This window comes from Alteromonas sp. 76-1, assembly GCF_900654235.1.
In the GTDB taxonomy this organism is placed as follows: domain Bacteria; phylum Pseudomonadota; class Gammaproteobacteria; order Enterobacterales; family Alteromonadaceae; genus Alteromonas; species Alteromonas naphthalenivorans.
Map to the genome: position 1 here is coordinate 1,201,336 of NZ_LR136958.1, position 12,568 is coordinate 1,213,903.

13 protein-coding genes are annotated in these 12,568 nt (G+C 41.6%); 9 read left to right on the forward strand and 4 right to left on the reverse strand.

Annotation, left to right across the window (positions count from 1 at the left end):
• The first annotated feature begins 7 nt into the window (after positions 1-7).
• Genes ALT761_RS04960 through ALT761_RS05000 form a run of 9 tightly spaced genes read left to right on the forward strand, consistent with a single transcriptional unit; the run spans position 8 to position 8,548 of the window.
• On the forward strand, positions 8-1,339 hold the full coding sequence (locus ALT761_RS04960; protein WP_129737029.1) for an NAD(P)-binding protein: 1,332 nt from the start codon (positions 8-10) through the stop codon (positions 1,337-1,339).
• On the forward strand, positions 1,336-2,364 hold the full coding sequence (locus ALT761_RS04965; RefSeq protein WP_172602851.1) for a DegT/DnrJ/EryC1/StrS family aminotransferase: 1,029 nt from the start codon (positions 1,336-1,338) through the stop codon (positions 2,362-2,364). The genes ALT761_RS04960 and ALT761_RS04965 overlap by 4 nt, the downstream gene beginning before the upstream one ends.
• On the forward strand, positions 2,364-3,035 hold the full coding sequence (locus tag ALT761_RS04970) for a PIG-L deacetylase family protein (protein WP_197724987.1): 672 nt from the start codon (positions 2,364-2,366) through the stop codon (positions 3,033-3,035). Before ALT761_RS04965 ends, ALT761_RS04970 begins: the two co-directional genes overlap by 1 nt.
• A complete protein-coding gene (locus ALT761_RS04975) occupies positions 3,035-4,003 on the forward strand; it encodes a sulfotransferase domain-containing protein (protein ID WP_129737035.1) in 969 nt (322 codons plus the stop codon). The genes ALT761_RS04970 and ALT761_RS04975 overlap by 1 nt, the downstream gene beginning before the upstream one ends.
• Positions 3,996-5,090, forward strand: coding sequence for an N-acetylneuraminate synthase (gene neuB / locus ALT761_RS04980; RefSeq protein WP_129737037.1), 1,095 nt, complete (start codon positions 3,996-3,998; stop codon positions 5,088-5,090). The genes ALT761_RS04975 and neuB overlap by 8 nt, the downstream gene beginning before the upstream one ends.
• The gene (locus ALT761_RS04985; protein WP_129737039.1) at positions 5,069-5,704 is read left to right on the forward strand and encodes an acetyltransferase; all 636 of its coding nucleotides are present in this window, start codon (positions 5,069-5,071) and stop codon (positions 5,702-5,704) included. The genes neuB and ALT761_RS04985 overlap by 22 nt, the downstream gene beginning before the upstream one ends.
• Positions 5,705-5,719: 15 nt before the next feature.
• Positions 5,720-6,787 (forward strand): nucleotidyltransferase family protein, encoded by a 1,068-nt coding sequence (locus tag ALT761_RS04990; RefSeq protein ID WP_129737041.1) that lies wholly within the window; start codon positions 5,720-5,722, stop codon positions 6,785-6,787.
• Entirely contained in the window at positions 6,777-7,484 is a 708-nt protein-coding gene (locus ALT761_RS04995; protein WP_129737043.1) for an acylneuraminate cytidylyltransferase family protein, read from the forward strand. Before ALT761_RS04990 ends, ALT761_RS04995 begins: the two co-directional genes overlap by 11 nt.
• 8 nt (positions 7,485-7,492) lie before the next feature.
• Positions 7,493-8,548, forward strand: a complete 1,056-nt coding sequence (locus ALT761_RS05000; protein ID WP_129737045.1) for a hypothetical protein — start codon at positions 7,493-7,495, stop codon at positions 8,546-8,548.
• A gap of 20 nt (positions 8,549-8,568) precedes the next feature.
• Here the strand turns inward: ALT761_RS05000 and ALT761_RS05005 are convergent, their stop codons facing one another.
• From ALT761_RS05005 to ALT761_RS05020, 4 genes are all read right to left on the reverse strand, one after another.
• Positions 8,569-10,065: a CDP-glycerol glycerophosphotransferase family protein gene (locus tag ALT761_RS05005; RefSeq protein ID WP_129737047.1), complete on the reverse strand. Its 1,497-nt coding sequence runs from the start codon at positions 10,063-10,065 to the stop codon at positions 8,569-8,571.
• A 134-nt stretch (positions 10,066-10,199) separates the two neighbouring features.
• Complete coding sequence (locus tag ALT761_RS05010; protein ID WP_129737049.1) at positions 10,200-10,937, reverse strand: SDR family NAD(P)-dependent oxidoreductase; 738 nt, start codon at positions 10,935-10,937, stop codon at positions 10,200-10,202.
• A gap of 4 nt (positions 10,938-10,941) precedes the next feature.
• Positions 10,942-12,273, reverse strand: a complete 1,332-nt coding sequence (locus tag ALT761_RS05015; RefSeq protein ID WP_129737051.1) for an ANL family adenylate-forming protein — start codon at positions 12,271-12,273, stop codon at positions 10,942-10,944.
• A 4-nt stretch (positions 12,274-12,277) separates the two neighbouring features.
• Positions 12,278-12,547, reverse strand: a complete 270-nt coding sequence (locus ALT761_RS05020; protein ID WP_129737053.1) for an acyl carrier protein — start codon at positions 12,545-12,547, stop codon at positions 12,278-12,280.
• Positions 12,548-12,568 lie beyond the last annotated feature (21 nt).

The following is a 12,568-nucleotide window of genomic DNA, read 5'->3' on the forward strand; positions in this document are numbered from 1 at the left end:
AATAATAATGTCTACAATTGCAATTGTAGGGGGCGGTATCGGTGGTATCGTTGCTGCATTTACGTTAAAAAAAGCGCACCCTAAACATGATGTCGTCGTTATTGAAGCTAGCCCTAATCTTGGTGGTTTGCTTGGCGTCTCTCATCAAATAGGCGGTTTAAGCTTTGACATTGGAACCCACATTCCCGCTGAAACCATGATTGATGAATTAGATGAATGGTTGTTTGGCGCACTATATGAAGATGATGTTTGGCAAAAAATTACGCGGATTAGCGGGGGAAATTATTACGATGGTCAATTAGACGAAAACCATCATAATATATTAAGTCGTTCTACCTATGATGACCTCGATGACAACGTGAAACTTCCCGAAAAAGAGATTAATTGTGTAGATGATTATCTTTTCAGATTCGGCAAGTACCTTACTAACAATGTTTTCTTACCAAGCTTGGCAAAGTTTATTCCATGCGACGCAGAAAAGCTTGAACCAGAAGTTCAGCGATACTTTGCTTTAGATCGTTTATCCCAACATAGTGGCAGTACTTCCCCAAATACTCGTCTTGAAAATTCGCGAATACATCCTCAAGGAAAAAAAATACCTACCGCGTTCTACACCTCAAATGGTAAAGGCGTAAGTGATTGGATAGCGCATTTAAAAGTACAGTTAGAACAACTAGGGGTTAAATTTCTTCATGGGAAGAAGACCGTTGGGTTTGAGGTAGATAATCATAAAATTGAAAAGTTAAATTTCGACGATAGCTCAACTTTTACCTGTAATCAGGTGATTTGGTCTGCGCCTATTGAAACATTACTTCCTTTAGTCTCACAGCAAAGTAGTGAAAATTTTTCCAAATACTATCAACGTACTAAAATTAAGCTTTTTCATTTTGTGTTTGATATTCCTTATTTAACGTTGTGTCATTACGTAAATTGCTTTGATACCCACGTTGATCCCTATCGTGTCACTTTGTATGAGAATTTCTCGGGAAGGAACGATAAACAAAAATCATACAGATGTACCGTTGAAGTTATTGGCGAGCGTGCACAAAACCCTAATCTTGATGAAGCTGAAATTTTTCGCCAACTTGTAGAGATGGGAATAGTGTCAGCAGATACGAAAGTAATGAGTAGCCATGAAACTCAGGTGCTTAACGGTTTCCCAATCAAACATCTAGGCGCTTTATCTAACGCGCGCGAATTGTGTAGTGAAGTCACAGATATGTTTAAAAACATACATCTGGTGGGTTCGGCTGAGCCGAGTACTTTTTTCTCAAATGATGTCATGATTAGAACATTTACTTCATTACAAGCCAAACTGGAAGAAGGGAAAATAACGTGATCCCGCATAATGTCATCGACTTTTCTCATTCTGACAAGCGTGCGTTGCATGAAGTTGTCGACAGTGAGTTTTATACGATGGGTAAAGCAGTGTCTTTTTTCGAAGAAGCTTGTGCTCAGTATTTTGACAGACCCCATGCGCTAGCCGTATCTTCCGGATCAATGGCCTTGCGTTTAGCATTAATAGCGTCGGGTGTTAAATATGGTGATAACGTAATCGTACCAGCCTATTCCTGCAGCGCTATTTGCAATACCGTATTATCCCTTGGCGCGAACGTACTTCCTTGTGAAATAGAAGCCAATACTTGCAATATTGATGCTTCTCATGCCGCCTCTTTAGCTAATACCCACGACGTCGACGTTGTCATTGCCGTTAACACATTTGGGATCCCTGCCAATATTTCTGAATTAAGAGCCAACGGGTTAATTGTTATAGAAGATTGTTCACATGGCTTTGCGATTAATGATAACAATAGTCCTGCTATTAGAGGTGATATAGCGATTCAGTCATTTTATGCCACTAAGCTGTTTGGTGCTGCAGAGATGGGCGTATTGTTGCTTAATGACGAAGAGGTTTACGAGCAACTAAAGGCGCGCAGGGTAGGGTACTCTGAGGAGCCTGACGGGTTTTGCCTAAATATTAAGCCTGATGAATTTAATGCAGCATTAGCGTTAAGTAAGATAAATGTTGCTAACGAGCTATTAAAAAGCCGAAAGCGGTTAGCTAGTCGTTACCTCTGTAATAATTATCTGGCAACACATTGTGTGGGAAAACTTGGAAATAGGGTGTGGTATCGTTACGTAGTAGCAGTAAATAACGCAGATGAATTGATATTATCACTAGGATCTCAAGTGGAAATGGTGAAACCGGTAACAAATTGGGTTAACGATCTGTCGATATACCCCAACGCACAATCGGCTTTCAATAAAAACGTTTCCATCCCTTTATATCCTTCTTTATCTAGCGCATCGCAAGACGTTGTTATTAATTTAATGCAAAAACAGTTCGATAGAGGCATGTGTTAATGAACAAAAAAGTGGTGGTTTTCGCTCCTCACCCTGATGATGAAAGTTTAGGGTGTGGCGGTACACTCTTAAAGCACAAATCATTAGGGCATGAGGTGCACTGGTGTATTTTTACTGACATGAGTGCCAGCGATGCCTATACACAGGAACAAAAAAAGCAGAGGGTGAATACCGTAGAACAGGTTGCAAAGTTGTATGGATTTGACTCTGTTATTAACTTAGGCTTTCAGCCTGCTGGCCTAGACAATGTTCCGATGGGGCAGTTACTTAATGCGTTAAAAGATACGCTAGAGTCTATTAAGCCAGATACTTTATATTTACCCTATGCGTTTGATGTTCATAGTGATCATAAAGTCGTGTACCAAGCCATTATTTCAGTAACGAAAACATTCAGAGCGCCTTACGTTTCATCAATAATCTGTTATGAAACACTATCTGAAACCGATTACGGACTGAGCCCGTTAAATACGCAGTTTCAACCCAATATGTATGTAGATACGTCTGAGTACATCGAGCAAAAGCACCAAATTTTAAAATGTTATGAATCTGAGATGCAAACTCATCCTTTTCCCCGAAGCTTTAAGGCTGTAGAAGCGCTTGAGGTATTAAGAGGTTCACAAGCGTTTGTCGATGCAGCAGAAGCATTTGTAATCCTACGGCAGCGCTGGTAATGCTAAATATCGACGACGTTGAGTTATTCATCCACGTGGGGTATCCGAAAACAGCTACAACGTGGATGCAAACTCACGTGTATGAAGAGGTACCATCTTTATTACAGATAGGGAATAAATATAAATTGAGTGATTGGGGGCTGCATTTAGTGGCTGCGCATGATTTAGATTTTGATCCCCAATTGGTTGTACAACGTGTTTTAAAAATTGTTGCCCAATCGAAACAGAGAAAAGTGGTTATTTCATGGGAGCACTTACTTGGCGATTCCGCTTTCAATTCCGATGGATTAGTGAGAATTGCAAATCGCTTAAAGCAATGCTTCCCAAACGCGAAAGTTATTTTCTATATTAGAGAGCAGTTATCACTTATTAAGTCGCTTTACGCCCAATATGTTCAAGAAGGTGGAACTTGGAAACTAGAAGATTTTTTGTCGTTAGATTACCCCTATCGTGTTGGGTTTAATTTAGTTTATCTGGATTATTTTAAGGTAGCCTCGTTATATTGTGAGCTGTTTGGTCACAGCAACGTTTATATTCAGACTTATGAGCGGCTAAAGCAGGCTCCAGAAAATGAAATTGAGAGGTTATTTCAATGGATGCAAATAGCATCGGACAGGCCTTTTTCTGCGATATCTACTGAACATAAAAATGTGAGTTTATCTCGCCAAACACTCGGATTTTTACGACTTTTAAATTACATCATTCCAAGCCGATTTAATTCATTAGGTTCTAAGCGGTTCACTCGACAACCACGTTCAAGGTTTTATATTCGAAAATACCTTCAAGAGTATATTGACCCCTATATTATCAGGCGTATTTTTACCTCCTCTACTATACACATAGATAGTGAGACCCAGCGAGGAATACATACGCAATTTGCAAAATCGAATATGTTAATGCAAAGCCATTTTAATTTACCACTTGCACAGCAGGGTTACCTTTTACACGAAGAGAATATTAATGACTAAAACAGGAAAAACGTATGTAATTGCTGAAGCAGGGGTTAATCATAATGGTGATATTGCACTGGCAAAGCAGTTAATTGATGTGGCAGTAGAAGCAAAAGCTGATGCAGTCAAATTTCAAACATTTGATGCGAGTGCCTTGGTAACTAAAGCAACGCCCAAAGCCAAGTACCAAGTTAAAAATACAGGGCTTGATGACGGTCAACACGCCATGTTAGCCAAACTTGAACTTTCCAATGAAGCGCATTTAGAACTATTTAAATACTGTAAACAAAAAGAAATAGCTTTTATGTCAACGGCCTTCGACGTGCAAAGCCTAGCATTTCTTTCGCAGTTTGATATGCCATTTATTAAAATACCTTCAGGTGAGATACGTAACGCACTGCTATTGTGGCACGCCGCAAGAGTGGGAAAACCATTAATAATATCTTCTGGAATGGCGACGCTAGGTGACATTGATTTTGCGCTAGCGTTTATTCAATACAGCCGAAGTAATACGACTCCACCTTCATCTGAACAAGAAATTATGCAATATCGTGCAACAGCATTAAATGCAGGTGAAAAGCTTAACGATGTCACTTTACTGCACTGTACAAGTGAATACCCAACTCCGTTACATCAAGCAAATTTGAATAGTATGGCTCAGCTTGCGGCAACATTTGATATTGACGTGGGGTTTAGTGATCATACTCTTTCTGTTGTCACCCCCTCTGCAGCAGTGGCCTTAGGCGCAGTCTGTATCGAAAAGCACTTTACATTGTCGCGCGAAATGGAAGGGCCTGATCACTTGTGCTCACTAGAGCCCAAAGAGCTCTGCGACATGATTTCAATGATAAGAGATACTGAGATGTCATTGGGGCGCACGGTTAAATTTCCTCAGCCTAACGAATTTGAAACACAAAAAATAGCCAGACAGAGAATAGTTGCTAAGCATGAAATTGGTGAAGGCGCTTTATTCACTGAAGAAAATCTTACCACTGCTAGAAGTCCAATAGGTATTTGTGCCAGTGAGTATTGGCGCTTTATTGGACAGACTGCGTCTCGAAACTATATTGCGATGGAACCGGTATGTCAGTTCAAAAGCCAATAGCTCTTATTGGAGCCGGTGGGCATGCTGGAGTATTGCTTGATATACTTTTACAGCAGAATTTCACCTGTGTTGCTGTCGTAGATAAAACGCCCAACGAAACGCTATGGAATGGATTTCCATTGATCAGTGAAAGGGATTTTTTATCCCGTTTTTCACCCAACGATGTAGATTTAGTTTTGGGCTTGGGTAGCTTGCCGAATAACCACTCTCGAAAATCGCTTTATGCATTTTTCAAAAAGTCTGGATTCAACTTCAAAACTCTCATCCACCCATTTTCCAGTGTTTCGCCCTCGGCGAGCCTTGGTGAAGGGACCCAAGTAATGGCCGGAGCAATAGTTCAAGCAAATGTTGTATGTGCCGATAACGTTATTATTAATACTCGAGCAAGTGTTGATCATGACGTTCATGTGTCTGCACACAGTCATATTGCCCCTAGTGCAACATTATGTGGTCAAGTGAAGGTAGGCGAACATGTGTATGTCGGCGCTTCTTCTACTTTAATTCAAGGTGTAAGCATTGGCCACGATTCGGTCATTGCCGCAGGTGCGGTAGTGGTCAATGATATTCAGCCTTTTTCGTGTGTAAAAGGGTGCCCTGCTAAACCTGATGAGTAACACGGCGGTGATGAGATGAATAAGAAATTTGATTGGAGAGATTTGTTAGTCCAGCCTAGTATATCGCTGGTGGATGCAGTCAAAAAGTTAGACCACGGTGCGAAACGTATCCTCGTTGTGGTAGATGAAAACAATGTCCTACTAGGAACGTTAACCGATGGTGATATTCGTCGAGCATTAATCAAGCAGATAGATCTCAACTCTCCTGTGTCAAATGTAATGAATACAAAACCACGTTTCGCAACAAAAGCGTGGAGCCGGTTAAGGCTGTTGTCTTTCATGGAAAGGACCGACCTACTTCAACTGCCTATTGTTGATGAAGAGCAGCATGTAGTTGGCATCTCCTTTCTTTATGAGCTATTAAAAAAACCTCGTATCGATAACCCTGTCTGCCTTATGGCAGGAGGCTTTGGTACCAGGCTCAAGCCGCTGACCGATACCTGCCCCAAACCTATGTTAAATGTAGGTGATAAACCTATATTAGAAATTATTTTAGAGCGTTTTGTCGAAGCAGGTTTTTGGAAATTTTATATTTCCACTCATTACATGGCTGATACTATTAAGGATTATTTTGGTGATGGCCATGAACGGGATATTCAGATTAGTTATATCGATGAAAAAGAGCCTCTGGGCACAGGCGGCGCCTTATCTTTATTGCCAGAAGAAGAAATCAATTTACCGCTCATATTAATGAACGGTGATCTACTCACTAATTTAGATTTTCTATCGCTATTAGCACACCACGAAACCTCTGAAGCAAGTATGACGATGTGCTTAAGAGGATATGAGCAGCAAGTGCCTTTTGGTGTGGTAAACACTAACAATGGCGCTGTAACTAATATTGTCGAGAAACCTACAAATCAGTATTTAGTTAACGCGGGAATATACGTAATTGAGCCTACTGTTATTAGTGCGCTTGATAAAGGGGTGAGAATAGATGTACCCACTATAGTCACCCAATTAATTGAGACTGATTCACAAGTCACTTATTACGAAATAAGTGAAGACTGGCTAGACATTGGCCGTCTAGGTGACTTTAAAAAGGCGCAACAGTTTGTGATGGAAGCTTTCAGTGAGTTGTAAACCATGTTATCTAGCCGTTATTCCTGCAAGAGCTGGGAGTAAGCGATTACCCGGTAAAAACCATCGCATTATTAACGGAAAACCACTAATTGCATGGACAATAGAGTCTGCCATCGCAGCTGATGTCGACTTAGATATAGTTGTTACTACTGATGATGCAAACGTTAGGAACGTAGTTCAGCAATATAATGAAAATGTAGCTTTAATCGACAGGCCATCAGTATTAGCATCAGATTCTGCCAGTTCAATGGATGTATTGTTTCATGCAATTGCAGAAGCAAGGTTATTTAACAAATCCTATCAAGGTGTGATTTTACTGCAACCTACTTCCCCTTTACGGACAAAAGAAGATATTGAGGGTGCTTTTCGTTTATTTGAAGAAAAAAATGCGACCGCAGTTGTGTCGGTAACTGAATGTGAACACTCTCCACTTTGGTCGAATACGTTAAATGATAATAAGAGCATGAGTGCGTTCATACGAGATGATGTCATTGGTGCTCGAAGCCAAGATTTACCTTCGTATTTTCGCTTAAATGGCGCAATTTATATTGCTAGCATGTCGACTATCGACACTGAAAAAACGTTTTTCAATATCCCAGATAGTTATGCTTATGTCATGGATCGTTCTCATTCGGTTGATATCGACGAAAAACTTGATTTTGAGTTTGCTGAATTTTTATTTAGTAAACGCGTTTAGGATAATTCATGCGCACACTTTTTATCGTCGATACACCGTCACAAGTCTACAACATCATAGATGCTATCGCGGTTTATAGGATAGATAATTACGATGTGATAATAAACGACTGCAATCGTGCCGATACTTATCAACAGCTACAAGCCAGGTTGGTAGAACTTAATCCAACACAGCTTTTCGAAGTGCCCCGCGTTGAAGGTAAAATATCCGATCGCATAGAAGCCTATGGCAAGTTTATTAAAACCTTTATCCAAACAGGCTACAAGAACGTTTTTTTCAGTGCAATACGCCAGCAATGGCAACGCGATATAGTCTGTACTTTACAAGCAGAAAATACGGTTCTCATGGATGATGGCAACGCCACCGTTATATTTTATGAATACCTGTTTACGCATCGAAAGTTTTTCGATTTTCCCTATGATTCTGATGATGATAGGCGACAATTAGCGCTTCAAACTAGGAAGAAGTTAGGCATTGAGACAAAAGAGTTACCCAGCCTGTCACTATTTACTATGTTTAATTTGGCATCGCTTCCGTGGCTTTCTGTTGTTAAAAACCCGCTTTTGCACCTTCAAAGAACCCATAAAAAACTAAATCAAAATCAGGCTTTCATTTTAGGCGTCGGCGCCGTTACTGTCGGTTACATTACACTTGAGAAATACGTAGCATTGATAGCCAGAACTGCAGAAGAATTTCCTGGGAAGTCGATAATCTATGTGCCTCATCGGATCGAAAGTGACTTACTGTTGAGTAAGATTGAAGCATTGGGGATTGCTGTCAAGCGCTTCAATAAGCCAATAGAAAATGAACTGGCAGAGAGGGAAGAGGTGCCTGCGACTATAGTGAGTTATCATACGACCGCTCTCTTTACGTGTGCTCGGATGTTTCCCCATATAGATGTTGTGTGCGTTCAACCATTAATGACCACGTGGGAAGACGCTGCCGACTCACACGTTTGGAATTTTACTGCGTGTAATAACCTTCAAGGGTTGGAGACAGTGTATAAATATATTGATAAAGAACCAAGTATTAGAACTATTAAGCTTGCTGATTCAATCAGGTAACAATGAGCAATAATTGTTCCTCATTCTCGTACATAAGAAGAGATTAAAAAGGCAGATTGTTGAGTTTTAATGTTAAACTTTTTCTTAAGGCTTTTTTGTTCAGGTAATGTAAACGGACCATGCACGCTGAGGCACAGAAGCATACTGTTCACGTCTTCTACCACTTCCCCCGCAATAAAATCACTGTCACTAACCAAGGTGTTACCACGTAATTTCAGATAATCCTGCTTGTCATATTGAAAATAAATAATTGGTTTGTCTGCTAATAAAAAATCATACGCGATTGATGAATAGTCAGTAATTAAGGTTTCTGCATCTGCCAGCCAAGGATATATATTCTTTCCACTGGGGTATAAATAAAGGTGAGGATGCGAAGGCAGGGCTTGCACATTTTCACTATCAGGCAGCGCCATGGCATCGCCAAATTGCCTTGAAATAAAAGGGTGAAATTTTAAAACAAAAGAGCGTTTATTTTTTTCGCACCATTCGTTTATCTTATCTAAATCTAATGGGTAATCGTTATCTCCCCAATCGCGGTAAGTGGGGGCATAAACAATAATACTGCCTGTGGTATTTTGAATATGCGTCAATGTGCTAAGCGGCTCGGCGTTGATCCAGTCTCGTTCTTGAGGTAATTGACCAAAAACGTCATTTCGAGGGTAGCCGTAATCTAAATAGCGTTTGGCCCTAAAAATAGTGGGAAAGATGTGTTCGTTAAACCATGATGAACTAGATATGAAAGCATCATCACAAATGTCGGGGTAATGAATATTTCCGCTCAGCGCTTTATAAGGTAACCCGTGCCATAGCTGTATGACAGGAATAAACCTTCTTAAAAGGGTGAAGGTATTGCCGGTGAACTCATGGTCTACCACCATTTTTTTAGCCCGCACCATGTGCCATAGCCCCTGAAGCGAAAACAAGCGTAATAGATGGTTGTCGGCATCCAGCATGGTTAAATCTTGCTTGATGTCTCTGCCTATCAACCAAGGTTCATCAGGGTGTTGTCTGCGGTGTTGTCGGTATGCTAACAGCATGTTGGTATCGAAAAATTGTTCCGCGTAGTACACATAGCCCCGTTGAGGAACCATGCTTCTCAATACCTTGATGATGAATGAGAATAAGGTAAACCGTAATGATTTAAATTTCTCGCTTATAGGCGTTTTGTACGGTCGAATTGTCGAGCGAAGGTTAGTGCCACCCTTTGGGGATGAGTTTAGAGCTTGAGTTGTGGCGACGCTCTCGCTTTCAACCGAGGTATAAAGCTGATTTGGGCTAAACCCTCTTGCTATGAGCCCTTTGGCGACACTGTGTGTGTAAGGGCCGCTACAAATAATAACCATGGCATCAAGTTTTGATTGAGCGTGCGAGTTTATAATTCCATCGGCGTGCTTTAAATTGTCAGCAAGCCCGCAGACATTGTACCCTTGGGCCGTTAGTGCACTCGCAAGCGCCCTTCCTGCTGGGTTGGCTGGCGCTACGTATACTGGTTGTGAGGTATTAATATTACTCTGCATAGTAATGCGTTCTCGTTAAGCTCTCGCCAATGCGTGTCTAATCCGTATCTAGTGCGTGGCTAGGTTTTATTATTTATAAATAATAAAACGTACTCATGACGTTGACTGCCAAAGTAAAAGTTAACGCCAAATATTCAAGCAGTGCTGCCAGCATCAACAGTTATGGTTGTACCCGTAATTGATTTTGCGCTATCACTTAATAAATATAAGACCGCCCCCGCCGCATCTTCAGGCGTGGCAAGTGTGCCAAGGGGGCTACGTCGTTTCACCGCTTCAAGTTTGTCGCCAGTAAGGCTATCTGTCATGTCTGTTTGCATGTAGCCAGGGGCTACGCAATTCACCGTTATACCGGCTTTGCCGACTTCCCGAGCAAGGGAACGGGTAAATCCTTCAAGCGCCGCTTTACTGGCGGCGTAAACGCTTAAACCATTAAATCCCGTATTGGCAATAATCGAGGAAATATTGATAATTCGACCCGTGCGGTTAAGTAACATGGCACGAGACAAATATTTGGTCAGTAAAATGGGCGCTTGAACATTCACATTCAGCAGAGTGTTTATCTCGCTATTATGCATGGTGGCCAATACACCATCGAAACCTACGGCGGCATTGTTAATAAGCGCGTAAGGTCTACCGTGTATTTTCACTATTGATTTAGTCAGTTCGTGAAGTGATTCAAGGTTCCCTAAATCAAACGGAATATGTGTAACATCATTGCTGCTACACAATGCGTCAAGGGCGGCACTACTTGCCCGTGAAATTGCCACTACTTGGTAGTTATCGACTGCCAGCAGTTGGCATATTGCAAGGCCTAACCCGCGACTCGCGCCGGTCACAATCACTAGTTTCTTATTTGAAGTTGGCTGCTGCATATATTTACTCTGTAGACGCTTGCTGTGATCTGCCTATCTTGCCTGTGGCGTTGATGGCTATGCTATCAGTAACGTTAATTTTTGTAGGTATTTCGAATCGGTCAAGATGCTTTTTACAATGCAGCAATAACGCAATTGCGGGCTTGGTCTCAGTGTCTTTACTAGCACAAAGCACAACATCGGCCACAACGAGTTGCCCCATGATACTGCTTTGCTTCGCATAGACTCGAGCTTGTGACACTAATGGCGATTGTAATAGCACTTGTTCTACATGTTCAGGGTGCACTTTTTGCCCGCCGACGTTAATCGCGCCATTTGCTCTGCCTTTAAAGTAAACACGATTGTCTTCAATCATCACTACATCATTTGTGTTTACATAGCCTTGTGAATCGACCTCTACGATGGTGCTATTAACTTTGGCTAATTCAGTGTTTTTCGCTGCAACAGTTTTAATCCAAAGCACATTTTCGCTATCCACTTTCAAGCTATTACCATTTACGCCCGCGGTTAGCCATTGTTTTGGAAAACCAGGCTGGCTGTCGGTAACCGCAAATCCCACACCGGCTTCGGTAGAAGCATAGACATGCATAATTTTAGCGTTCGGAAATTGGCTTGCTAGTTGGGCTAACAAAGGGGCATCGGTAATTTCTCCTCCAAGGGTTATCTTATCGATAGTGAAGGGAGGCTGACTATTTGAAAAAGCACCGCTTAATAAAAATTGACGCCAAAGGGTGGGAGTGGCGGAAATCGCATTTACTTTTTCACGTTTAATAATATCTAATTTTTCTGCGGTGTCGGTGGCAGTACAGTCTACTAACGTGGCGCCATTGAGCAGGCTTTGAAGTAATACCTGTAGGCCCGCATAGCGAAAAGGTTGATAGCATAATGCCCAGCGGGTGTGTTGATGCTGCTGACCCTGTTTAATAGCGCGGCATAAACTTGCGCTGGTATGCGCAATCCATTTTGGTGTTCCGGTCGTGCCAGATGTTGCCAAGTGCCACACCGTTGCAGCAGATTTTTTTTGTGTGCTGACTGTCGTGTTCGTGCTGCTTTCATGAGTGTGTGCAAGCGCTGTTTCAGGTTGTAGATAAAGATTTTCCACCATGCTTTCATACGCAAGCAAGTGGGCTACAAAGGTGGTTAGGTCTTTAAAAGAAAGTTCCGCGTGGCAAGGCAAATTTCCCTTAGCGCGTAATACTTTGGCTTTGGCAATTAGGGTTTCGTAAGTTGTGTATTGAATCGCTTGAGCGTTATCATTAATACTAATCTCAGCCCTTGTATTGTGAACAAGGGCAATACCTGTAAATTTTGAAACCTGCTCGAGCAGCGACAACACCCTGTTAGCCCTTTAATGCACTTGCATAAAGCGTGGTGAACTCTCCAAAAGTACGAGGGTATACGGCTAGTTGCATCTCGCTGAAAGGGTCTATACCTAAGTCTTCTTCAAGCTGCGCCACTAACATGGCAAACCCCAGAGAATCTAAACCGCTTTGAAGCAGTACGGTTTCATCATTAATGGTGTCGATGAGCGTACAATCTGCAATGACAGCTACATTGGACATAGTATCTAAAATAGTTTGTGCTAACTCAGTTTTGTTTAAATCGCTCATTAGTCTCGTTCATTTTTGATG

Excerpts from the sequence above, each read along its gene's own strand:
- ALT761_RS05010 (WP_129737049.1), bottom strand. The coding sequence starts at position 10,937 with ATGCAGCAGCCAACTTCAAATAAGAAACTAGTGATTGTGACCGGCGCG.
- ALT761_RS04970 (WP_197724987.1), top strand. The coding sequence starts at position 2,364 with ATGAACAAAAAAGTGGTGGTTTTCGCTCCTCACCCTGATGATGAAAGT.
- ALT761_RS05005 (WP_129737047.1), bottom strand. The coding sequence starts at position 10,065 with ATGCAGAGTAATATTAATACCTCACAACCAGTATACGTAGCGCCAGCC.
- ALT761_RS04990 (WP_129737041.1), top strand. The coding sequence starts at position 5,720 with ATGAATAAGAAATTTGATTGGAGAGATTTGTTAGTCCAGCCTAGTATA.
- ALT761_RS05000 (WP_129737045.1), top strand. The coding sequence starts at position 7,493 with ATGCGCACACTTTTTATCGTCGATACACCGTCACAAGTCTACAACATC.
- neuB (WP_129737037.1), top strand. The coding sequence starts at position 3,996 with ATGACTAAAACAGGAAAAACGTATGTAATTGCTGAAGCAGGGGTTAAT.
- ALT761_RS04985 (WP_129737039.1), top strand. The coding sequence starts at position 5,069 with ATGTCAGTTCAAAAGCCAATAGCTCTTATTGGAGCCGGTGGGCATGCT.
- ALT761_RS04975 (WP_129737035.1), top strand. The coding sequence starts at position 3,035 with ATGCTAAATATCGACGACGTTGAGTTATTCATCCACGTGGGGTATCCG.
- ALT761_RS04960 (WP_129737029.1), top strand. The coding sequence starts at position 8 with ATGTCTACAATTGCAATTGTAGGGGGCGGTATCGGTGGTATCGTTGCT.
- ALT761_RS05020 (WP_129737053.1), bottom strand. The coding sequence starts at position 12,547 with ATGAGCGATTTAAACAAAACTGAGTTAGCACAAACTATTTTAGATACT.